Annotated in this window: 20 protein-coding genes and 3 pseudogenes; 11 read left to right on the forward strand and 12 right to left on the reverse strand. The window is 61.0% G+C overall.

What is annotated here, in order from left to right:
- Positions 1-18: 18 nt before the first annotated feature.
- From BDO18943_RS27670 to BDO18943_RS27705, 8 genes are all read right to left on the reverse strand, one after another.
- Positions 19-1,323 carry an MFS transporter gene (locus tag BDO18943_RS27670; protein ID WP_038206985.1) on the reverse strand — a complete coding sequence of 435 codons (1,305 nt, stop codon included), beginning with the start codon at positions 1,321-1,323 and terminating at the stop codon, positions 19-21.
- 9 nt (positions 1,324-1,332) lie between these two features.
- On the reverse strand, positions 1,333-1,590 hold the full coding sequence (locus BDO18943_RS27675; RefSeq protein WP_003111693.1) for a metal-sensing transcriptional repressor: 258 nt from the start codon (positions 1,588-1,590) through the stop codon (positions 1,333-1,335).
- An 83-nt stretch (positions 1,591-1,673) separates the two neighbouring features.
- Complete coding sequence (locus tag BDO18943_RS27680) at positions 1,674-2,066, reverse strand: hypothetical protein (RefSeq protein ID WP_023114166.1); 393 nt, start codon at positions 2,064-2,066, stop codon at positions 1,674-1,676.
- Between the two features lie 352 nt (positions 2,067-2,418).
- Entirely contained in the window at positions 2,419-3,483 is a 1,065-nt protein-coding gene (locus tag BDO18943_RS27685) for a PDDEXK nuclease domain-containing protein (protein WP_023114165.1), read from the reverse strand.
- Positions 3,480-4,679 (reverse strand): tyrosine-type recombinase/integrase, encoded by a 1,200-nt coding sequence (locus tag BDO18943_RS27690; RefSeq protein ID WP_023114164.1) that lies wholly within the window; start codon positions 4,677-4,679, stop codon positions 3,480-3,482. The genes BDO18943_RS27685 and BDO18943_RS27690 overlap by 4 nt, the downstream gene beginning before the upstream one ends.
- Positions 4,680-4,932: 253 nt before the next feature.
- The gene (locus BDO18943_RS27695; protein WP_171030112.1) at positions 4,933-6,006 is read right to left on the reverse strand and encodes a DUF3443 family protein; all 1,074 of its coding nucleotides are present in this window, start codon (positions 6,004-6,006) and stop codon (positions 4,933-4,935) included.
- A gap of 197 nt (positions 6,007-6,203) precedes the next feature.
- Entirely contained in the window at positions 6,204-6,680 is a 477-nt protein-coding gene (locus tag BDO18943_RS27700) for a DUF2844 domain-containing protein (RefSeq protein WP_025647455.1), read from the reverse strand.
- 193 nt (positions 6,681-6,873) lie between these two features.
- Positions 6,874-8,124 carry a tyrosine-type recombinase/integrase gene (locus tag BDO18943_RS27705; protein ID WP_025647454.1) on the reverse strand — a complete coding sequence of 417 codons (1,251 nt, stop codon included), beginning with the start codon at positions 8,122-8,124 and terminating at the stop codon, positions 6,874-6,876.
- 186 nt (positions 8,125-8,310) lie between these two features.
- On the opposite strand from BDO18943_RS27705, the gene BDO18943_RS27710 reads away from it, so the two are divergent.
- Both BDO18943_RS27710 and BDO18943_RS27715 read left to right on the forward strand, forming a co-directional pair.
- A complete protein-coding gene (locus tag BDO18943_RS27710; protein WP_137962630.1) occupies positions 8,311-9,111 on the forward strand; it encodes a hypothetical protein in 801 nt (266 codons plus the stop codon).
- A 237-nt stretch (positions 9,112-9,348) separates the two neighbouring features.
- Positions 9,349-9,561, forward strand: coding sequence for a hypothetical protein (locus tag BDO18943_RS27715; RefSeq protein WP_089454849.1), 213 nt, complete (start codon positions 9,349-9,351; stop codon positions 9,559-9,561).
- 6 nt (positions 9,562-9,567) lie between these two features.
- Here the strand turns inward: BDO18943_RS27715 and BDO18943_RS27720 are convergent.
- Positions 9,568-10,527, reverse strand: a pseudogene (locus tag BDO18943_RS27720) (Tn3 family transposase); the annotation flags it as partial.
- Positions 10,528-10,734: 207 nt separating this feature from the next.
- On the opposite strand from BDO18943_RS27720, the pseudogene BDO18943_RS27725 reads away from it, so the two are divergent.
- From BDO18943_RS27725 to BDO18943_RS27765, 9 genes and pseudogenes are all read left to right on the forward strand, one after another.
- Positions 10,735-10,914 (forward strand): annotated as a pseudogene (locus tag BDO18943_RS27725) (hypothetical protein); the annotation flags it as partial.
- A 1,340-nt stretch (positions 10,915-12,254) separates the two neighbouring features.
- Positions 12,255-13,064 (forward strand): hypothetical protein, encoded by an 810-nt coding sequence (locus tag BDO18943_RS27730; protein ID WP_140993534.1) that lies wholly within the window; start codon positions 12,255-12,257, stop codon positions 13,062-13,064.
- Positions 13,065-13,211: 147 nt separating this feature from the next.
- Positions 13,212-13,622 carry a group II truncated hemoglobin gene (locus BDO18943_RS27735; protein WP_175024815.1) on the forward strand — a complete coding sequence of 137 codons (411 nt, stop codon included), beginning with the start codon at positions 13,212-13,214 and terminating at the stop codon, positions 13,620-13,622.
- 728 nt (positions 13,623-14,350) lie between these two features.
- Positions 14,351-15,145: a thiosulfate dehydrogenase gene (tetH, locus tag BDO18943_RS27740; RefSeq protein WP_045577970.1), complete on the forward strand. Its 795-nt coding sequence runs from the start codon at positions 14,351-14,353 to the stop codon at positions 15,143-15,145.
- A gap of 170 nt (positions 15,146-15,315) precedes the next feature.
- Positions 15,316-17,364, forward strand: coding sequence for a c-type cytochrome (locus BDO18943_RS27745; protein ID WP_175024816.1), 2,049 nt, complete (start codon positions 15,316-15,318; stop codon positions 17,362-17,364).
- A 491-nt stretch (positions 17,365-17,855) separates the two neighbouring features.
- Positions 17,856-18,080: a YgaP family membrane protein gene (locus BDO18943_RS27750; RefSeq protein ID WP_249175894.1), complete on the forward strand. Its 225-nt coding sequence runs from the start codon at positions 17,856-17,858 to the stop codon at positions 18,078-18,080.
- Between the two features lie 92 nt (positions 18,081-18,172).
- Complete coding sequence (locus BDO18943_RS27755) at positions 18,173-18,520, forward strand: carboxymuconolactone decarboxylase family protein (protein ID WP_045578425.1); 348 nt, start codon at positions 18,173-18,175, stop codon at positions 18,518-18,520.
- Between the two features lie 208 nt (positions 18,521-18,728).
- Positions 18,729-19,040, forward strand: a pseudogene (locus BDO18943_RS27760) (chloride channel protein); the annotation flags it as partial.
- A 56-nt stretch (positions 19,041-19,096) separates the two neighbouring features.
- Positions 19,097-19,339, forward strand: a complete 243-nt coding sequence (locus BDO18943_RS27765; RefSeq protein WP_155745002.1) for a BspC domain-containing protein — start codon at positions 19,097-19,099, stop codon at positions 19,337-19,339.
- A gap of 273 nt (positions 19,340-19,612) precedes the next feature.
- On the opposite strand, the gene BDO18943_RS27770 is transcribed toward BDO18943_RS27765, so the two are convergent.
- The 3 genes from BDO18943_RS27770 to BDO18943_RS27780 all read right to left on the reverse strand — a co-directional run bounded on the left by BDO18943_RS27770 (position 19,613) and on the right by BDO18943_RS27780 (position 21,323).
- The gene (locus BDO18943_RS27770) at positions 19,613-20,005 is read right to left on the reverse strand and encodes a hypothetical protein (protein ID WP_140994548.1); all 393 of its coding nucleotides are present in this window, start codon (positions 20,003-20,005) and stop codon (positions 19,613-19,615) included.
- A 159-nt stretch (positions 20,006-20,164) separates the two neighbouring features.
- Positions 20,165-20,791 carry a ubiquinol-cytochrome c reductase iron-sulfur subunit gene (gene petA / locus BDO18943_RS27775; RefSeq protein ID WP_045577973.1) on the reverse strand — a complete coding sequence of 209 codons (627 nt, stop codon included), beginning with the start codon at positions 20,789-20,791 and terminating at the stop codon, positions 20,165-20,167.
- A 97-nt stretch (positions 20,792-20,888) separates the two neighbouring features.
- On the reverse strand, positions 20,889-21,323 hold the full coding sequence (locus BDO18943_RS27780; RefSeq protein WP_045577974.1) for a hypothetical protein: 435 nt from the start codon (positions 21,321-21,323) through the stop codon (positions 20,889-20,891).
- Positions 21,324-21,325 lie beyond the last annotated feature (2 nt).

A 21,325-nucleotide genomic window follows, 5' to 3' on the forward strand; every position in this document is an offset into this window, starting at 1 on the left:
GTGAAAGGCGGGCAGTTCTTAAATGCGCGCCCAGTCCCGGTGCAGATCGTCAACGATCATGGGATGACGGTGCCCGCCTCGGTCTGCTTGTTCGCGCAAGTGAGGATGATCTGGCGGTAGATGATCGTGGGCGATGTCGGAAGAATCACTAGCGGGCCAGAGCCACAGCGCCAGTCCCACTCCGACAAGACCAATCAGCGACATGATGATGAAGGTCGATTGCAGCCCAAAGGCAGCGCCGAAGCGACCGGCCAAGGGATAGCAAATGAGCCAACACGCATGGGACAGGGCGAATTGCGCGGCAAAGACCGCGGGGCGATCCTCGGGATGAGCGGAGCGGCGCAACAGCCGGCCGGAAGGTGTTTGCGCCACGCTGTAGCCGAAGCCGACCACCAACCAGATCACCACCAGAACGGCATAGGTCGGAATCATTGCCCCGGCTGCCGTTCCCACAACCAGCATCGTCGCTCCCGCAATCATGACAGGTCGATCAGCAATCTTGTCGAGCAGGCGAGGCAGCGCGAAGGCCGCAACCATCGACCCGCCTCCGAAGGCCGCCAGCGCCCACGCTACCTCGGATTCGCCCAGGCCAAAGCGTGCCTTCACGATGACCACCGTGTTCACGATCACCATTGACCCCGCTGCTGCCACAGCGAGGCTGATCGCCAGCAGACCCCGAAGGCGCGGCGTGGCGAGGTAAATGCGCGTGCCCCGCGTAGTACGATCCCATATGCCACGACACGGGCCGGGAACGGTTGTGGGAAGCCTCACGCTGACCACAAGCGCGGCTGACACGAGGAAGCCGAGAACCGTTCCGGCAAACAGGTTGTGGAAGCTGATGACCGTCAGTAGCGCGGCGGCCAGCATCGGGGAAATCAGGCTTTCCAAATCGTAGGCCAGCCGGGAAAGCGACAGTGCTTTCGTGTACTCGTCTTCGTCGGGAAGGATGTCCGGGATAGTGGCTTGAAAGGTCGGCGTGAAGCCTGCGGACGCCGCCTGCAAGACGAAGATCAGCAGATAGATTTGCCAGATTTCGCTGACAAAGGGCAGGCAGAGCGCAACGGATGCTCGTACTAGGTCAAGGGCAACGAGCAACGACCGTCGCGGCAGCCGGTCGGCGAACGCCTGCGCGACCGGGGCGACTCCGACATAGGCCAGCATCTTGATTGCGAGTGCCGTCCCGAGTACCGCGCCGGCATTCGCCCCGGCCAGATCGTAGGCAAGCAGGCCAAGGGCCACCGTCATCAGGCCGGTGCCGACAAGCGCAATCACCTGAGCGGCGAACAGGTGACGATAGGTACGGTTCTTCAGGACGGAGAGCATCGGCGGGCCTCAGAGCAGTTTGGTCAGTGCCTTCATTTCGGTCAAAACGGAGTCTTCGTCATGGGCCAGGCAATGGTCGATGTGGTCGTGGATCAGGACGCGCTTTGCGGCCGTCACCGCGCTTTCCACCGCCGCGAGCTGGCGGGCGATGTCGAGACAGGATTCGCCACTTTCGATCATCCCTATGACGTGCCGAAGATGACCATCGGCGCGTTTCAGCCGCTTCACGAGATCGGGATGGGTTGAGTGCTTGTGTGTCGCGTTCATGTGGCAATTGTATCCCCCCTGGGGGGATATGAAAAAGTGCGCCGCCCGCGAAGGAGCGACGCACCGAAGGCCGCACGACGCAATCAGCCCGCCGCCGGCGCTGTCATCGACTGCAACTGCTCGATCACGCCAGGCTCAACGAACACGCAAGCCTGCTCGTCCGCGATCGGCACGTTGAACACCTGCGCGAACACCGTGCGCCGCAGATGGGCCAGCCGGCCCGTCCGGTATGCCTGCTCGGGCTTCATGCGCCCGCCAGCCTGCGACCCGCTGCGCTGCGGATCGCATTCGACCAGCGCGACAAAGCCATCGTCGGCCAGCTTCTGATGCTCGGGGCACAGGCCCCAGCCGGTCGCCGTGTGGCGCTCCATGCTCGCGCGCAGGCGCTTGTCCAGCAGGATCGCGCCGGTGTCGAACGCCGTGCCGCAGACCAGGCAAACGTGCTGTTCGAGGGAAACGTGTGATTTGTCGTTCATGACGGTTCTCCGGTTGCAAGGGCGGAATTGCCCGGAACCGTCGCCCTCACGGCGCAGCGCAGCAGTCAGGGGTCGCAGACGGCCGCCAGGACGCAAGCGCGCAAGGCGCGCGCAGCCCTTGCACGGCGAGAACGCCGTGATACGGTGAAGGGACACAGCAAGACCGCCCCCTCACACCACCCCACGCACGCGGGTTTTTGGCAAGCGAAGCGCGCAGGCGCGGATCAGCGAGCCGGGCCGGAGGCGTCAGTGATGGAAGCCCGACAGGGGCGAGACTCGCGCAGCGAGGCTCGATGCGCAGCACGACAGCGCGACGGCGGTACGCCGGGACGCCCGACTGCTTGGGACAGGACTATTCGTTGTCGGTCTTGCGCTGCTCGAGCTGCAACTGCGCCCGTTGCGTTGCTTGTTGCAGCCGCTCCACCAGCACGCCCCTCGGCGGCAAGGCGGTCAGGTACTCGGCGACGTGGATGCCCGACTTGTCCAACTCCAGCAATTCGATCTGCTCGCGCTTCTTGCCGGTGCAAAGGATGATCCCCAGCGGCGAGGCTTCCTCCGGCTCCCGTTCGTGCTTGTCCAGCCAGCGAAGATAAAGCTCCATCTGTCCCTTGAAAGCTGCCTTGAACTCGCCGACCTTCAACTCCACTGCCACCAGCCGCCGCAGCTTGCGGTTGTAAAACAGCAGGTCGAGGTGGAAATCCTCGCCGTCGATCTGGATGCGCTTCTGCCGGGCCACGAAGCTGAAACCCGCGCCCAGCTCCAACAAGAACGACTCCATTTCGCGGATGATCGCCGCCTCCAAGTCGCCTTCCTGCCAAGTGTCCCGCAGCCCCAGGAAGTCGAGGATGTACGGGTCGCGCATGACCAGGGCGGGCGACATGCGCTGCGCATCGCGCATCGTCGCCAGCTCGTGCGCGATCGTCTCGCCCGGCTTTTGAGACAGCGCCGTGCGCTCGTACAGCATCGAGTCGATGCGCTCGCGCAGCGTCCGGACGCTCCAGCGTTCGGCGCTCGCCATCTGCGCGTAATAGTCCCGCTGGAGCGGGTCTTTCAGCGGGATCAGGGCGATGAAGTGCGTCCAGCTCAATTCTCGTATCAGTGATACGAGAATCTGCTCGTCGGGGAAGGTGGCCGCGAACTGCACCATGCGGCGCAGGTTCTGCTCGGCAAAACTGCCGCCGTACTCCTTCACCAACTGCGCCGCCAGGGTGGGCAGGACTTCCTTGCCGTAGGCGCCCCGGCGTCCGTCCAAGACGTGCGTGCGGATGCGCTGGCCGATGCGCCAGTAGAGCATCGTCAGCTCGCTATTCACCGTCGAGGCGGCGCGCTTGCGCGCCGCCTCGATCAGTGCCCGAATGTCGCCCAGCAGCGCCGAAGGCGCTGCGGACGATGCTGCGGATGACCGGCGCGTGTTCATGCCGCCGCCTCCGCAAGCTGGCGCGCACCCGTGATGGCTTGGCGGCGGCTGGCCACCAGCTCGGCCGCATCGCGCACCGGCTTGTCCTCGGTGTGGACGTAGTGCATGAACATCGCCACGGTCTTGTGGCCCGTCAGCTTCATGCCCACTTTGGTCGGCACGCCCGAATTGGCAATGTCGGTGGTCGAGCGATGGCGGATGCCGTGCGTGCCGACGTGCGGGACGCCGGCGGCCTTGAGCACCCGGCACCAGCCGCCATAGTGCTCGCCAAAGGTCAGGTGCTTGGCCGGGTCGTTCGGCGATGGCAGGACGTAGGGGCAGCCCTCCCGGCGCGGCGCCGTCGAAAGCAGCCGATAGGCTTCCTCGCTCATGGGCTTGGAAATGCCGCCGACCTTGCTGTCGGGCCACACCACGCGCCGGTTCTCGAAGTCCAGCCAGCTCCATTCGAGCGGGCAGATTTCGGAGCGCCGGGCGGCGAACTCGAATTGCAGGCGGATCGCCAGCGGGATGACGTAGTTCTCCAGCCCCTCCGCCTCCAGCTTCTCCAACTGGCGGAAGATCCGCACCATTTCCTCGTCCACGATGAGCCGGGTTTCCTTGCCCGGCGGGTACATGGGGACGTGGCGGCACGGGTTCGTGCCGTCCGGGCGGTAGCCCCACACTTCGGCCAGGTTGAACATCTTGCGCAGCACGCCGAAGGTCTTGTTCGCCTCGGTCGGCTTGTAGGCCAGTTTCTCCATCAGCCCGGCAATGTCGGGCCGCTTCACGTCATGCACCTTCTTGCGGCCCAGCAGCGGGATGATGTTGCGGTCTATGACGCCCTGATAGCCGTCCTGCGTGCTGGGCTTGTTGCGCTTCTTGGAGTAGTCCTCCATGAACTTCTTGCACAACTCGGCCATCGTGGGCGCCTTGCGCGCCTCGGCCTTGGCGCCGCCGGGGTCGCCGCCCCGGCGAACCTCGGCCAGCCAGTCCTGTGCCTTGACTCGTGCCTGTTCGACGGTCAGCTCCCCGTACAGCCCCAGCGAGGGCTTGCGGGGCTGGCCGGAGTTCGTGCGGTACTGGAGCATGAACACCCGGCGGCCGGTCGGGGTAATCTTGCACAGGAAGCCGGGCACCACGGTATCTCGCAGTTCAACATCCTTGGCCTGGGGTTGGGCCGACTCCACGGCGGTCTTGGTGAGCTTGATCTTTGCCATGATGACTCCTCGGAACAACCCGGATTCCAGGAGCCAGATAGGAGCGGCGCGAGGGAAAACCGGGTCAAGTTTCAGAAAGCACCGGCATATGATGGACGCGCGTAAGTTATTGATAAACCTGCTGTATCTAGCTACGGCGCAGTCCAGCGAACTACCGGGCTGGAGTCATCGTGAAACAAAAAATGCCGTTCAGTCGCTTAACTGAACGGCATTAGGCCCGAAGGCCGGTTTTCAGGGAAGGGAAGGGCGTTGATCAGAAAGCGAAGAACGGCCCAGTTCCTCCCGAATTTGTCGTGCCCGCGATCGCCGTATAGATCGACCGTCCGTAGAAGAAGGGGAGTCCCCAATCGAACAAGTTCGCCGAGCCGCCTTGAGCCGCGAAATCGTTCATCGCGTACGCACCATTGCCCACCATCGTGTTCGCGTTACCCACGTCGAAATTGAGCGAGACGTTGTTCCCGTTCAATCCCTGCATCACTGCGGAGAGACTCATGGTCGACGCCGGGCAGTAGAAGGTACTCCCGGAACAGGTGGTGATCGAGTCATTGAAGAAGAGGCCATTCGATCCGCTGTCGAGGAAGGATTCCGGGAATGTGTTGCCGTTGAACGACGTGGTCAGGTCATAGTTGTTGTTCAGCGTGTAGACCTTCGCGGATCCCAGCGCATTATTGGCTTGGGTGTCGATGCCGAAAGTGAGCGTCCCGGAAACACTCGATACCCCGGTCGACGGAACGCTCGGCAGCGTCAACACGACTCCGTTGTTGTCGTGCGCAAACATGCTCACCGGATTCGTCACCTGGTTTGCCAAAGGGACTGTCGTGCCAGGGCACGTCGTCGCATTAGCGGGACAGCCAAAATACCACCCCGGCGAAGTCGTCGCCACGCAGCTCGCACCACAATCAGCTGCGTTTAAACCGACGCCGAGAACTCCGTTCGCGCCCAAAGCAGAGGGGCTGTTCAAGTCCGTCACGCCGGTAGGAATGCAGTTGTTCGTGGCCGAGCCGCTGACAGCCGGATCCGCAATCAGCTGGATCGGGGCCTTTGACGCCACTTCACCTGCGAGCTTGATGTCCGCTTGCGCGACGGTGCCCCATGCCGTGCCTGAACCGAAGGTCGTGCATTCGGTCAGGGTGCCGCCAACCGTTGCCGAGACCTTCTGGAGCGGAAGCGTGATCTGCGAGTTGAACAGTCGCAGACCAAAGGAGCCGGTGTCGACAAGAACGTTATTGATGGTCTGGCAATTAGATGTGCCCGGCACACAGATCGTGACCGACGTGTAGAGCACATTTTGCGCGTTCCACGCGTTTGGGCCGACTGTTACGGACATCTGGTTTGCGACCGGAGTAGGCGGAGCTCCCGTCGACGGTGTCCCCGCGGTCGGCGACGTCGAGGTATTTGACGGCGGACTTTGCGTGCTCGGGGCAGGGGAGCTAGAACCTCCGCCGCCCCCGCCGCAGGCTGTCATCAGAGCGAACAGGCACGAGGCCGCCGTGATCATCACGATTTTGCGCATTGTCGAGTCCTTTATCGAATGTCCGAGCTTGTGACGCCGCTGGGAAATGCACTCGGGATATAGGCACGGCCGGCATAGAAACCCATGTGGCCGCCCGACTGAAACACGAAATCCCCGGACGAGACTGAGACCGGTCCGATGCCACCGTGCGCCTCGCGAAACGCCTTGACGTCTGCGCTGGCCTGATCCGCATACACGCCCAGCAGCTGCCGGACGTTCGGCGCAGACGGGCCGCTCCAGCTCACTGCGAAGACCTTTCCGCCGGCGACGTATTCCCGCACGACCGTCGTACTTGGCAACACCATCTCGCTGACCGTGTAGCCCACGCCAGCTGTTGCTTGGAGATTCACGGCCTGGTGGTTCGCGACCAGACGAACTTGATCATCCGATACGGTGGGGGCGCTGCCCCCGAGTGAAGCGTAGGCAAGCGTACTGATCAAGCAACACGCCGTAGTTGCAAGCGCCAGCAATCTCATCTTCATCGTCATCTTCCCCGACACGTTTATGGAAACAACCAGGGGTCACGGTCATCAAGGCCCGTAACTTCCTGGTGGGAAGTATAAAAGGAGGCGGGTCCAAAAACGAGGGATGTCGGATTCCCGTCATGTTCCGGGAAATATGGAAGGGGGGAAGCGGGGTGAAGTTTCCGGTGGGAAGTGATTTCCCACCGGGTGATCGACCTTATCGATCCAACAGCAACTTCTCGGTGTCGAGAGCCCGGGACGTTTCCTCGTCGTCGATGTACACGAGACTGGTATTCACGTCGGCGTGGCCAAGGTTTCGGGCGATCGTCATTAGATCGGCGCCGGCCGACACGAGGCTCTTGGCAAAACTGTGGCGCAGCCAGTGCGTGGAGGCGCGTTCGAGCTTGTCCGCTTCGACCGGGTCGCGAGCATCCCACCAAGCCAGCGCCTCACGGAAAATCGCCTTCACTAGCCGGTACAGCGAGGAGCGGTCCGTGACGCCGTCAATGGTCCCGAGATCACGCCTCAAGCCGCGAAGCCCTCTTTCACTGACCTGCCTGCTGACCTCGGGCGTCCGACGCCGGGCGCCAAGGATGAGAGGGGTCGTTTCTCCTGGGATGGGCAGTGAGGAGAGGCCATAGGCGACACGATAATCCTGAAGGCTACCCATGATGGCCGCGCACGAGACCGTCCGTGCATGGCCGCCTTTCCCGGATTCCACCTCGATTACCCAGACGCCCTCCGGATAGTCGGGGTTCTTCGCCCGCTGCGCGGGGGTGAAGCGCGCGTACTGGATTGATCCCATCGTTGCATTGATCGCCTCGGACGTGCGCAAGCCGGTCTTGGTGAACAGGTCAACAATGAACAGATCGCGGGCCCGCTTGGCCCGTTCGCGGTCGGTGCGACATTCCCGGCCGACGACCGCGTCCCGGGCAAGCTCGATGCCATCCTGCCCAACGAACCGTTTCTGTTTCTTGGCGCGCTGGCGCTTCTTTCCCGCCAGCCCATAGCCGGCGAAGGGATCGGCACGAAGGTACTGCACGGCGACGAGCCATTTGAACAGGCTGCCGGCGATGACCTGGCTCTGGCGCGCAGATGCCGTGCTCAGCGCCTTGCGGAAAGGCGTCCAGCGCGGATCGCCGCGCGGCACGCGCTCCGCGCAGATCGCAGCCTCGTCCGGAGCCTTCAGGAACGCGAGGTAGTCACCGGCTTCCTCGAGCGTCCATTCCGAGATCGGCGTGTCGATCCATCGCGCATACCAGAAGAGCCGCCGGGCCTCGACCACATACTGGGCGAGCGTCGTATCTGCCAGTCGGCCGTCACCGGCTTCCTTTGTCTTCAGCCACTGGATCACGACTTCCTGCTCGGTAAGTCCTGTCGGCAGGATCGGGCTGGTCGCCCGGTTCGGTGGCGCCGAGCTGGGTAGATGCTCGACCACGTAGGCTTCGATCGCAAGTTCGTTGGGCATGGTTCTTTTTTGCTTTGGCCAGCAGTAGAGAGTAGAGTTTTTGGTTTAAGGCAGTTTCGTACAAAACGCACCATTATACAAATAATGATGCAACGTAGCGGAAATGGGTAGTTAAAACTACGATTTTATTTACTCTATCCGAGCTCGCGCCTATACTGGTTCCGTCCAAAGTTTCCCGAGGATTCCGTGGCTCGACCTCGAATCTCCTTCACCGACGCCCAGATGCGCGGGATGATTCCCGCGGCCGAAGCTGCCGATCGGAACGCGGCGCCCGGTGATAACGGCCGGTTTCTCGACGAATTCATCGTCGGTGTCGCGCGTTGTACCGGTCGAATTTACGGACAATCGACCTATGAACGGCTGCTCGAAGCCTTCCTGATCCGTCGGCGCCCGTCGGCGCAAACCTGGAGCAAGGCTATCCACCGAGCGCACGCGTCTGGCATCGCCCTGACCGCACCAACGCCCGAACCCACGACCGCGCTGACTCTGCGCGTCGACCAGCAGTTTTTGGTGCCAGCTGTCGCCACTCCGGCACCGCAGATCGCCATTAGCCAGCAAATTCCCAATGACGAACTTCTCGAGCTGAAAGCCCGGGTGCAGGTGGCCGAATCTGCGCTTCGAGACGCTTACGCCAGAATCTCCGGATTGGAAGCGCAGCGAGCCTCGCTACTCGACCGAGCCACGACCGCGGAAGCTGCAGCTAGGGTTGCTGGCGAGCAGATCGAGAACGAACGTACCGAGCACGCTGCGCAGACCCAGGCGTTGGCTGATCAACTTGGCGAGCTAAGCGCCTCTGTCACCCGCCTTTCGGGACTCGAGCGGCATCTTCTGCTCCAGACTGATGCGCTACGTCAGGATCTCAGCCAGCAGCGAGATCTGTATAGGGCCCGGGCCGAGGCTGCGGAAAAAGCTCTCGCAGCCGAAAGGACGCAGTCCGATGCGATGCGCCGGATACTGGGAAATCGGACACTGTCTCAGCAGAGCTAGCGCGTTTGGACCGACGTGGCACTCTGGAATCGACTATTTCCCCTTCAGAACGTGGGCAGCGCTGACGTTAACAGACTGGGTATTTTTCACACCTTGGCGCCCAAGTAAGCCTCACAAGGGGGCTTGAACTGGGTGCGAGTCGTGTCAGACTGGGTTTTAGTTCGTGATGGGAAGTTCCGAATTTCCCGAAATTGCCCCTCCCCTTGCTGGGTGGTCGATCAATAACTGAGTTCATAAATGACGCTGAGCGTTGAACACATCAAGGCGGAATTGCTCCCGCAGCTCTTCGCCAATTCGGTCGCGATCGCGGAATACGGCAATACCGCCGGCGGTGCCGCTGCAATCAACGAGATATCCGACCTGATGGAAAGCGGCTCAGTCGGGAAGCTCGCTGAGCGAATCGCCCAGATTGTCGGGAAACTAGGGGTCGTCTCAGAAAACGGAAAATAAAGCACGCTAAGCCGGTTGCAGCGGCCGTAGCGGCCTGAACTTGCCCGCGCCGATCTTGGCGCTGCTGCGCCAGAGGTAATCGCCGGTCAGGTTGATGTGCTCCCAGCCGAGCGGCGACAGGTACTGCAACAGGCCGTCATCGACGGCTTGACCGTGGCCACGCAAGGCGTTCGCGGCCCGCTCCAGATAGACCGTGTTCCATAGCACGATGGCCGCCGTCACCAGGTTGAGGCCGCTGGCCCGGTAGCGCTGCTGCTCGAAGCTGCGGTCGCGGATTTCCCCCAGGCGGTTGAAGAACACGGCGCGGGCCAGCGCGTTGCGCGCCTCGCCTTTGTTCAGCCCGGCATGCACGCGGCGGCGCAGCTCGACGCTTTGCAGCCAGTCCAGGATGAACAGTGTGCGCTCGATGCGTCCCAGCTCACGCAGGGCGACGGCCAGGCCGTTCTGGCGCGGGTAGCTGCCAAGCTTCCTGAGCATCAGCGAGGCCGTCGCCGTGCCCTGCTTGATCGAGGTGGCCATCCGCAGGATTTCATCCCAATGGGCGCGGACGTGCTTGATGTTGAGCGTGCCGCCGATCATCGGTTTCAACGCCTCGTAGGTGGCATCGCCCTTCGGGATGTAGAGCTTGGTGTCGCCCAGGTCACGAATGCGCGGGGCGAAGCGGAAGCCCAGCAGGTGCATCAACGCGAAGACGTGGTCCGTGAACCCTGCCGTGTCGGTGTAGTGCTCCTCGATCCGCAGGTCGGATTCGTGATACAGCAGGCCGTCGAGCACGTAGGTCGAGTCGCGCACGCCGACGTTCACGACCTTGGTGTGGAACGGCGCGTACTGGTCGGAGATATGGGTGTAGAACGTCCGCCCTGGGCTGCTGCCGTATTTCGGATTGATGTGGCCGGTGCTCTCGGCCTTGCTGCCGGTGCGGAAGTTCTGGCCGTCCGACGATGACGTGGTGCCGTCGCCCCAATGGGGGTCCCCTTGATTTCAGTGCATTTTTCCGGGGTAGGCCGATCTAGTCGCGACAGGGCATGGCGTTCCGCTCCTAAAATAATTCTCAGTCGAATCAATCACTTCCTGATGGATCGGTGAGTGGCGCCACTCTTGCAGCGCCGCTATGGATGAGCTAAGTCTGCACGATCAGACTGCCTGTACCCCAAATCTTCAGGAGGCAACGGCATGCTCTCGCCTTTCGACCGCCCGACTTCGCCCTGGCTGAACAAGGTTCCTGACGTCGCGCTCTCGTTCTGGATCATCAAGGTCATGTCCACGACGGTCGGCGAGACCGGCGCGGACTTTCTCGCTGTCAATGCCGGCTGGGGCCAAGGCGCGACGCGTGCGCTGATGACCTCGCTACTCGGTAAGCCAGCTCGCACTCACGTATCGGAACCGCGGTGGAGGAGGGAATGGCTAGATCCGTAGGCGGAATACTCCGGAGCGCACCACCGTCTCCTCGAGATGCTCCACTATCTTCCGAAGGGCAGCGAACTTCGACGTTGCGCTTCGGGCAACATCACGGTGTCGAGATCCGCGCGCTTACCGAATCAGAATCCTATGCTAACAAGGCTGATCTGCGCGCGAACGGCCATCGTTAGCTATACTTACAAACTTTCAATGGCAGCCAAGACTTCGTATGCATATGCGGCACCGTGTCGCGCATCGTCCAGCACCACGGTCAAACTATACTATTGCATAGTTGCGATAATAGGCAATTGATAAGTTGCTGTTAACCCACCTCAATGCAAGATCACATCATTCGGCCGCCAGGCGAGCTTGTCGCACGGCCTAACACTGTGCCAATTCTATGTCTGCGGCGTATCGGTCGGAGGGGGATGTCGCCGTGGCAGAGCGCGCCGCTGGATGCAAAGCATTTCGATGCGTGACGGTCGGGATCTGCATGAACAGGTTTGTGTCATTCATGAGCTTTGCTCGACGTATCATTTCCCGAATTAATGTCGACCAACTGAAAGTATTTTGGCACTTTCGCGTCGCGACAGTCGGCGCGATTCGTGCGACCTTGCTCTTTACCATCGGCGGCTTCAGTGTCGCGCATCCGCAGATGCCACGGGCTCGACCATTCTCCGGTGTCAAGCCTCGCGCTGGGTTCGGTACAGCAGGGCGCCGTGCCGCCTGGCGGTGCGCGGCGTGACAATTTGCGCGCGCATGCGGTTCTGGCGCTTGCCCCCGAACTGGGCCTGCCGACATGCAGCTCGACCTGCTTGCGACCCTCGCTGACTGTCCGTTGCTCTCATGGTGGCGCATCGCGCCAGCGATCGGTACTGCAAGCGCAAGCCTGTTGTTACTTCTGATGTCATTGTCGAGCCCCCTGCGAGAGCCGGACTATCGGGAATGCCGCGTCGCGCTGCGAACATCTTGACCTGGACGGCAGCATGTGTCGGCGTGTTCATTCTCGCGTAGATGAGCTGGCGACTTCACATAATGCGCGGCAAGGTCAAGGCGGAGCACGACGCGTCGAGGTGGCGTGGTGGTCCGGGATTACGGCGCTTGGTATCTCTCGTGGTTGATTCACGCGGCGATGATCGGGCTGTTTATGGCGGCGCATGGCTTGCTGGCCGCCACGCAGCAAAGGCGAGTGGTGGTCAGAGAGCGGCTGAATGTGCGGATGGCGGACCCGCCGGGAAGGGCCTTTTCCGCTTTGTGCGTTATCCCTCCGGTGCACATCGAACATGCAAACGCTCATGAAAGTCTCCATTGCGCCCCTTCCTGCATGCTGGTCCCGTGACGCAGTGACGAACTTCTACGATGCCGTGGCGTTGTCGTCCGTGGACATCGTGTATATCGGGAACGTCCTGTGTTCGTCGCGCCCCGTCGTTCAACGTCGGGAGCGGCTGGCAATTGCTCGCGAACTTGCGTCGAGCGGAAAGGAGGTCGTGTTGTCTGTCCGCCGATCGAGCGAGGAAGTCGCCGCCGACAGCGCTACAAAGTGGATCAGAGAATCCGGGTTCCGGATCGAGGCCGGGGATGCGAACTCGCTGGCGTTGCTGGCAGGGAATGCGTCTTTCGTCGCAGGGCCCGAGATTCCATGCGACGGCGCGAGCACACTACGCCGACTTGTCGAGTGGGGGGCCACGCGGTGGGTCATGAATGCGGTGTGCGCGGGCGACGCTATGCAAGCGCTTAAGCATGCGCGCGGCGCGGCGTGCGAGATCGAACTGCCGGTGCTGCACCGCCGGCAGGTTTCTGATTCGCAATGCCCGATCGTCAATTGCGTGCACGGGGGAGAGAGCATTTGCCGCTTGATGGGTTGCGATCATGCCGGGCGAGCGCAGCTCGGTCCGCCCGACTGGCCGTCCGGGATAGATAGGCTGCGTGTGGGCGGAGTCTCGATTCTGCGCGTAGTTCCTCGGACACCGCGCGAAATCAATTTGGCTCAGATGCTGAGCGAACTAGTGCGTGTCGAAATCGGCGCAGGACGCCAGCTGCCGGTAGGCGGTCGCGCTACAGGGGGCGTCATGCGCTCGGCACTATCGTGGAGCCGCAAAAAATAATGTTGGAGCGAATCGATGAAAGCGTGCACAGCTCGCTCGCGGCATCGCCACCGCCCCTGACGTTCTTGTTTATTTTTTGAGACTTTCGCCATGCCGGCATATGAACCTGGCTCCATCATTTCTGCAATTTTCATAAGGATTTCCTAAATGGCTGATTTACCTCACGAAGATATCGAGCAAACAACGGCCTTCCATCTCATTGGGGGGGGGGTACGAGTGCGCGAGCTCGTCGACCGCTTCTATGACCTGATGGATCTCGAAGCCAAATTCAAGCAGCTTCGCGCGATGCATCCGCCAACGCTCGACGACACGCGAAATAAGTTGTTCTGGTTCCTGTGCGGCTGGCTCGGTGGTCCGGATCACTACGTTAGCCGTTTTGGCCATCCCCGCCTGCGTGCACGGCATATGCCGTATCCCATTGCATCAGCGGACCGAGATCAATGGGTCGACTGCATGACAATGGCGATGAGAGAAATCGACCTGCCAAAGGAACTGCGCGAGCGGCTGCTCCACTCCTTCGGTGAAACCGCGGACTGGATGCGTAATCGTGCAGACTGAGGCACGCGGCTGTCTGCCGGGCAATGCATCGGTGGAACGACTGCGTAAGCGGGTAAATCAGGCGCCGGCTGAACTCCTGCGATCCTACTTGAGCCCGCTGACGACTGCGGCGCCGGCTCGAGAGGGGCGTGACGGGCAGGGCGCTCCATGTTCGTGGCAATCGTCCCGCCGATGTGGCGTACCAAAACAGCGACGCCGTCGTCGTGGGCGATTTCCCGTTCATGCAGAATGTCGGCACGGCTCTCTGCGACGTTTCAGAGGGCGGCATACACGAGCTAGATCGCTCTATCCATAGACTGTTGGCTTTGCTGCTTGAAACACGGCTCCTCACGTATCACGACTATCCGCCCGAAGGCCCAGAGCACGGAGGCCACAGTGCGGATCGGACGAGAGGTGGCCACACTAGCACTCGGGTACGCGATCTGTCTAGTGGCGTGTCGGTGAAAGCTCGGCGCCGCACGCGCGGTCTGTGCTGAAACGCCGGTCGGCGGGATCGCCACATGGACCACACCAAACACGGAATGCGTTCATCGCATTGCGCCGAATTGACGCACGGCACGTGCGAATTCTAAATTGCGAATTAGAATATGCTTATTCCTTTTTGGAATAAGCGGCCTACGTCGAGCGGGCGGGCCGAACGTTCGGACGGAGGCATCCAGCGAATTTTCTGCAAAGCGGGGGCCGAGGACAAGCGGGTCGAATAGACCATACCAACGGGAGATCATTACATGTCGGAGACCACCACACGACGCGCGACGCTCAAGACGATCGGCGTCACGGCGGGCGCGGCATTGCTTGGGGGGATCAGCCACCCGCGCGCGGCGCGTCCGGCTGAGCTGTCTGCGTCGTTGCCGGAGGGAGCCTCGACGCTCAGGCACTTGACGCAGCACTTGGCTGATGCTCCGCGACGCCGATCATTCAAGACCGTTCCGATGATCCTGGAGCGTCCTCAACAGTGGGATGATGAGGCGCTCGCCGAGGTCATCGCGTATCGTGGCGGCCCTCGTCAAGTATGGGACAACACGGAATTGGCCGGTCCCTGGCTGAATCTCATGCGCAATGCGCTGAATGCGCAGATCTGGTCCTTCAAACATCCGGATTTTCTGGTCGTGTCGGCCACGCACGGCACGGCGCATCTTGCATTGTTCGATCAGGCTATGTGGGACAAATATGAACTTGCGAGACTGACCGGTGGCAAGTTCGCATCCAACGCCTTCATCAACGAACGTGCTGGAGCGACTGCAGATGCGACCGATCAAGAGATTCTCCGCGGGGTCTTGTCGCCACATGACACTAGCATCCCCGTGCTGCAGCGACGGGGTGCCGTTTTTCTGGGCTGTCATAACTCCATCTGGGAGACCGCCCAGAAACTGATCGATGCCGGAACGAACCCAGACAAACTGTCGCTCGAGGCACTCGCCGCTGAACTGACCAATCACGTACTTCCAGGCGTGATTGTTACACCCGGAGCGGTCGCGACGCTCGTGGAGCTTCAGCAATCCGGATTCCATTACGCAAAATAGCCGCAGTCTATGCCGACTTTCAAGTAATTTGAACCGGGTGAGTACGCGGCGCAGTAGAGGGCGGCCGTCGGAGAGATAACCGATCCCATCCGCTGATCTTTAGAGGCTCGACAGAACCTCGCGCAAGGCTTGCGTCGGTCCCACAATGTGCCGACAGATACCGATACGACATGAATTATCGAACGCTCACACGTTGGATTGTCGCCGCGTTGGCGACATGCGGCCATTACGCAGGGGCTGCTCAATCAGACTCTCCCAAGGTATCGAATGCCGATCTTGTCGCGCATGGGGCTTATGTCGCCCGCCTCGGCGATTGCGTCGCTTGTCATACCGTATCTGATGGCAAACCGATGGCCGGTGGTCTGCCGCTCAATACGCCGTTCGGCGCCGTGTATTCAACCAATATCACGCCCGACGACGCGACGGGCATCGGTCGTTATACTTTCGCCCAATTCGAGCGGGTCATGCGAAAAGGTATCGCCGCGGACGGTCACAATCTCTATCCCGCGATGCCTTATCCGTCGTACGTAAAGATGACCGACCAAGACATGCGCGCGCTGTTTGCATATCTGAAACACGGTGTCGCGCCGGTGAGTCGTGCGAACAAGGCTCCCGACATTCCGTGGCCGTTCAATATGCGCTGGACGCTCGCTGTCTGGAACGGGCTCTTCCTCGACGACAAGCCTTACATCCCCGATCTGAAGCACGATGCCATCTGGAACCGCGGCGCGTACCTCGTGCAGGGCCTGGGCCATTGCGGTGCATGCCATACACCGCGCGGTATCGGGTTTCAGGAAAAAGCCCTGTCCGATGCGGGCAGTGATGGCAGCGCCTATCTTTCCGGGGCGACGGTCGATTCTTGGCGCGCCGTCAATCTGCGCAGATCGTGGACCGCCGCTGACCTCGTTGCGTTGCTCAAGACCGGGCAAAACCGCTATACCTATGCAGCAGGTGGCATGAGCGACGTGGTTCGTCATAGCACGCAATACACGAGCGATTTGGATCTCAGTGCGATCGCGATATATCTGACATCACTGCCTGCGAATTCGCCTGGCGAGGAGGCGAAGCGGGCATCCGGTGCGCAACACACTACCAAGGAACCCACGGGCCTGTTGACGACCCGCGGCGGTCTCGCCTATCTCCAGTTTTGTGCCGCTTGCCATCAGGTCGACGGTCGTGGCTTTTCCGCCGTGTTTCCGCCGCTGTCGGAGAACCCGGCCGTGCTGTCTGCCGATCCAGTTTCGTCGATTCACGTGGTGCTGACCGGTTGGCAGACCCCGAAGACCGCCGCCCATCCGAAGGTCTATACGATGCCGGCCTTCAACCTGTTGTCCGACCGAGAACTGGCCGATATCCTGACCTTCGTCCGCACTTCGTGGGGCAATCGCCAGGCTCCAGTAAGCGCGTCCGATGTGGGCAAACTGCGTCGGGAACTGGGAGTAAAGACGCCCACGCCATCGGCGTTCGAGACGCCGCGCTTCGCTGCGATGCTCGATCAGCCGAATGCGGCGCAACTCGTGCGCGGCATGCAGTTGCATCTGGAAACGAAAGCGCTTTTGCCGGGCAACGTCGGCAATTCGCTCAACTGCGCCAGCTGCCATCTCGAAGGAGGGACCGTTGCGCACGCATCGCCTTTTGTGGGCGTTTCCCCGCAATTCCCGAGTTATTCGTCGCGCGCGGGGAAGGTGATTTCGTTGGCGGAGCGCATCAATAGCTGCTTCCAACGTTCGATGAACGGCAAGCCGATACCTGTCGATTCCGCGGATATGAAGGCGATGATCGCGTACTTCGACTGGATGAAGGACGGAGCCCGGCCAAACGAAAAGGTACCGGGGCGCGGTGTGGGGAAGATCGACACGCACCTGACACCTGACGTGGCCCACGGCAAAGCGGTGTATGCGGCGCAATGCGCGTCGTGCCACGGTGCGAACGGCGAGGGGGCGATAGGGTCGGAGAGGCAGTACATTTATCCGCCGTTGTGGGGCGAGCAGTCGTTCAACGTCGGGGCGGGCATGGCGCGACTTTATACTGCTGCCGCCTTCGTCAAGCACAACATGCCGATCGGATCGCACAGCGGCTTTCCACTAGCACAGGGCGGCTTGAGCGATCAGGATGCCCTCGACGTCGCAGCGTATTTCACACAGCAGCCGCGCCCAGACTTCCCTGGGAAGATTCGAGACTGGCCCGTGGGCGGCAAGCCGGCTGATGCCCGCTATTGAATCGCGTAACCGATTTGGGCGATCAACCGGCAACATTGCGACACATATCGCCACTTGCGCATTCCATGCAGTCATTGAGCTTCGCGCTTGGTGTCGTGGATGCGGGCCGGCTATGGGGGAGGGAATACGTCGGCGCGACGGTCGGTGTATCGAGACGCTCGCGCATAGAGATGGCTGGCTCTATCGAACTGTTGATAAACGTCCGGGGAGGGCTGCGTCGAAGTTTACAGACTTCTTAAACACCCCACGCGCCGCTTACGCGACTTGTACGACCGGCAACGCACCCGTGAATCGGGGGGTAGGCGCCGTCATAACAATTTTCCGGCAGCCTGCTATGGAAGCGCGAAGGGTGCGATTCGTCGTTTCACTCGAAGTTGAGTTACATCATGGCGAAACGCTGGTCAAAACCCAGAATGTGCAAAGAATGGGGTGAATCAAGAGCCAGCCGTAAGGGGCCGCAAACTCATTCAGTTAAGAGAACATGCCACCTCATGATCACCGAGGAGTCTGTTGTGAAAGCAAATGTTGGAAATATCGACCGCGCCCTGCGAATATTCATTGGGCTGATATTGATCGGATTGACCGTAACAGGGCACGTTGGCTTGTGGGGCTGGCTTGGCATCGTGCCACTCCTGACAGGCATCGTGCGCATCTGCCCTCTGTACAGCGTTCTGGGCGTGAAGACGTGCTCGGCGTCGAAGACCGACGCTAAATAATTCGAACTTGGCCGGTCGCAAGTCGCCCGGCTGCTCGCGCGCATCAGCGTCACGTGACGTTTGCTTCGCGATTGATCAAGGAGAGCAACTTTATGAGCGGGATACCCGATTTCAAAGCGGTCGTCAACGACGTATCGGGCCTCATGCGTCACCTGCGCGGGTCCCAGCCTGAGTTAATGACCGCATTCGGTCAATTGGCTGCAGCCGGCACCAAGGATGGCGCACTGAGCAAGAAAATGCGAGAGTTTGTTGCGCTCGGCATCGCAGTCGCGGACCGATGCGATGACTGCATTGGCTTTCACGTCCAAGCTCTCGTCAAGCTGGGCGCCACACGCGCCGAACTAGAGGACGTGCTAGGAACCGCCGTTTATATGGGAGGTGGTCCCTCGATGATGTACGCCATGCACGCGCTCGCTGCATTTGAACAGTTATCGTCCTGATCCGGGCTTGAATGGCTTGGTCCGTCCGCAGTTCAGGTCGAGCTGTCGCCGGGCGGTAAGCCGCCACGCCTGATTGCCCGAAACGAACCTCGGAACGGCTCATCCGAGTTGTCGCTCGATTATCACGACGTCTGCTATGCTGTGATGACTTGTATCCTTGGCACGGGCTGAATCCTCATTACATGATCGACATCGGCGAATGCCCCAACTTCCCGGAGCACAGGGTGGCCTGTTCGCACCGTCTCTGGCGATCGGTGCGAGCATCGGCAATACGCTGCACATCGTGTTTTCGGGAATGCAGTTGCAGATGCTGATCGCGCTCGGGCTGGTCGGCTATCTCGCCGCGGTTACGCAGAGCCCGATCACGGCGTTCGTGATCGTCATCGAGATGATCAACGGCCATGCGCCCGTCATTTCGCTGATGGCCACGGCCCTGATTGCCAGCCGCGTGTCGCGATTCTTCGCTCCGCCGCTGTATGAAGCGCTTTCCACGCGTTATTTCCCCGGAGATCACCGGTGACCTCGAGGGCATCGGTTCGCGGTACAGGACATGATTAACCTCGTCCGGTACTACTCATGGAGGGGCCGCTCATCTTTTTCTCCGCGTTGATGCTTCTGTTTGCGTATGCGGCACGATGCAGCGCTGACGATACGATTTCAGAGGATTATCGTTATCTGGCGCGTATTAATGTTCGTCCGGTCGTCATCGATTGCGTCGCGGAAATCGACCGATGGATTCGAACCTCGTCGAAATACGACATGTATCTTGCACCTGACGGTCGTCTGCTGAGGGCAAAGTTCGCGCGTTTCGCGCGATAGACGGGAGTGCCGACAATGGACTGTCTGTGCATTCAACGGAAACTATTCGCGCTTCCGCACGCCTTCGACAGCGTGCTGCCTGGCTTCCCGTGAAGGCAAAGTGCGACATCTGGCGCACGCATGTGGCGGGTATTGCAATGAAGCCGATGGAATGAGAGGCCGGCCGCCTCGCGCATGGCGAGCCGCGACTGACGCGAGCGGTGAGCTTAAATTGTGCGCAGGTGCTGTCAAACGATCGAGCCGGATCCCGAGCCTCGTGCGTCGCGCGGCCTGTCATGATCGCGGAACGGCCGGCGTGCCGGCTGTGCCACGGATCACATCGGGACGCAGGCATCCGCGCACCATCGACCCGTACAGCGGGTCTGTACGGCGCCGGCGGAAGTATTCGACGCGGGAGTGCCGTCCGTCAGTCAAGACGCGCAATCCGATCGGCACGCCGCGGAAGAATGATTCGGCACGAAGCAGGATCGCCCCGGCACCTTCCGCGCGATGCAGTTGCCGCGTACTTGATTTCCAGCGATGGACGACGCAGTTCGCGACCTCGGACGCAGATAGGCTCGATTGCTCCGCGAATACGGGGGATAGGGAGAAGACGCCGTCTCGGCGCGAACACGCCACAAGCAGTACACAGAACCCTGTTGCAATCGCCATCTGCCAATTGTTCATCGGTGATCTCCGTGTCGATGCGGCCCGAGGTGGGATCCGTTGACGAAATTGCATCGCAGTGTGGCACAAGAGTACATCGACGGCGCGCGGTCGAGCGTTCGTCCTGGCGGATTTTTGTTTCGATCGATATGCAGCGTTCCGGCGCATCGTCTCGGAAGGCTACGCGGCCCCATGTTCGTCCTGACCGATCAACAGTTCGGTCGGCGACAAGAACATGTAACGTGGCACGTCGAGGTTCTGCGGTGCTGGCTTGTCGCGGAATACCCGTCCGGCAAGATCGTAGGTCGAGCCGTGGCAGGGACACAGGAAGCCGCCTGGCCAGTTATCCGGCAGGTTTGGCTGAGACCCTGGTTGAAACCGAGGTGTCGGTGTACAACCGAGGTGCGTACAGACGCCAACCACGACCAGAATGTTCCGATGGTCCGCTCGCGAGCGAAAGGTGTTTTGGCAATAGAGCGGCAATGGCATTGAGAAGGCGTGGCGCGAGTCAGGATCAGCGACGAGCGGAGTCGCCTTGATGACGCTTTCAAGCATAGCCGGCGAGCGGTCGACGATGAACACTGGCTTCCCGCGCCATGCAACGGTCAACATTGCGCCTTCGGTCAAGCGGCCGATGTCGACCTTGACCGGTGCGCCAGCGGCCAGCGCATTGGCGGGTGGTGTCAGGGAATCAACGAAAGGGATGGCGGCTGCGATGCCGCCGATGCCGCTCGCGACGGATGTCGCGATCAGCCAACGGCGACGCTTGATGTCGGGCCCCACCGGCTCGGTCGGATTCTCGTCCATGTCGACTCCTTCGATGCAGCCGTCTCTCATGCTTTCCGGGTCGCTGCCATGCCCGACACCTTGGCCGAGCAGATGGGGCAGGCTCCTAGAGGTCGAGCTACATTGTCCAGACGAACATCGAGTGGGCATGGGACGATTCACGTACGTCGACACTTCGCCGCATGGTCTGCCTGTTATAGGTGGCCGACACGGTATAGCGCCCGTCGGGCATCGAGACGAGCAGGAATGGCCCGGTGGTTCGTGTCGAAAGCACGGTCTTGCCATGTGCATCGACGATCTTGACAGGAACATCGGCCAAATAGTCGTTCCCGCTGCTCGTATGCCCCGCAAACTCGAGCACGAGCGGATACTTGCCCATCTGCTGTTTGATTGCGGCCGATTGATCACTACCGATGCCGCCGGATAGATAGGTCACGTTGCCAGCGTGTTCGGGCTGCGGCAGTGATGCCTGCTCGGCGGAAAACGCGTCATGGGTGAACACGGCAATCGTCACGGCGACGACGCCGAGCGCTGTTCTGGACGAGTACGTCATGA

The sequence above is a fragment of the Burkholderia aenigmatica genome (assembly GCF_902499175.1).
GTDB classification, from domain to species: domain Bacteria; phylum Pseudomonadota; class Gammaproteobacteria; order Burkholderiales; family Burkholderiaceae; genus Burkholderia; species Burkholderia aenigmatica.

Coding starts and splice junctions, on each gene's coding strand:
- BDO18943_RS27670 (WP_038206985.1), bottom strand. CDS start 1,323: ATGCTCTCCGTCCTGAAGAACCGTACCTATCGTCACCTGTTCGCCGCT.
- BDO18943_RS27675 (WP_003111693.1), bottom strand. CDS start 1,590: ATGAACGCGACACACAAGCACTCAACCCATCCCGATCTCGTGAAGCGG.
- BDO18943_RS27680 (WP_023114166.1), bottom strand. CDS start 2,066: ATGAACGACAAATCACACGTTTCCCTCGAACAGCACGTTTGCCTGGTC.
- BDO18943_RS27685 (WP_023114165.1), bottom strand. CDS start 3,483: ATGAACACGCGCCGGTCATCCGCAGCATCGTCCGCAGCGCCTTCGGCG.
- BDO18943_RS27690 (WP_023114164.1), bottom strand. CDS start 4,679: ATGGCAAAGATCAAGCTCACCAAGACCGCCGTGGAGTCGGCCCAACCC.
- BDO18943_RS27695 (WP_171030112.1), bottom strand. CDS start 6,006: ATGTCCGTAACAGTCGGCCCAAACGCGTGGAACGCGCAAAATGTGCTC.
- BDO18943_RS27700 (WP_025647455.1), bottom strand. CDS start 6,680: ATGACGATGAAGATGAGATTGCTGGCGCTTGCAACTACGGCGTGTTGC.
- BDO18943_RS27705 (WP_025647454.1), bottom strand. CDS start 8,124: ATGCCCAACGAACTTGCGATCGAAGCCTACGTGGTCGAGCATCTACCC.
- BDO18943_RS27715 (WP_089454849.1), top strand. CDS start 9,349: ATGACGCTGAGCGTTGAACACATCAAGGCGGAATTGCTCCCGCAGCTC.
- BDO18943_RS27730 (WP_140993534.1), top strand. CDS start 12,255: ATGAAAGTCTCCATTGCGCCCCTTCCTGCATGCTGGTCCCGTGACGCA.
- BDO18943_RS27735 (WP_175024815.1), top strand. CDS start 13,212: ATGGCTGATTTACCTCACGAAGATATCGAGCAAACAACGGCCTTCCAT.
- tetH (WP_045577970.1), top strand. CDS start 14,351: ATGTCGGAGACCACCACACGACGCGCGACGCTCAAGACGATCGGCGTC.
- BDO18943_RS27745 (WP_175024816.1), top strand. CDS start 15,316: ATGAATTATCGAACGCTCACACGTTGGATTGTCGCCGCGTTGGCGACA.
- BDO18943_RS27750 (WP_249175894.1), top strand. CDS start 17,856: ATGATCACCGAGGAGTCTGTTGTGAAAGCAAATGTTGGAAATATCGAC.
- BDO18943_RS27755 (WP_045578425.1), top strand. CDS start 18,173: ATGAGCGGGATACCCGATTTCAAAGCGGTCGTCAACGACGTATCGGGC.
- BDO18943_RS27765 (WP_155745002.1), top strand. CDS start 19,097: ATGGAGGGGCCGCTCATCTTTTTCTCCGCGTTGATGCTTCTGTTTGCG.
- BDO18943_RS27770 (WP_140994548.1), bottom strand. CDS start 20,005: ATGAACAATTGGCAGATGGCGATTGCAACAGGGTTCTGTGTACTGCTT.
- petA (WP_045577973.1), bottom strand. CDS start 20,791: ATGGACGAGAATCCGACCGAGCCGGTGGGGCCCGACATCAAGCGTCGC.
- BDO18943_RS27780 (WP_045577974.1), bottom strand. CDS start 21,323: ATGACGTACTCGTCCAGAACAGCGCTCGGCGTCGTCGCCGTGACGATT.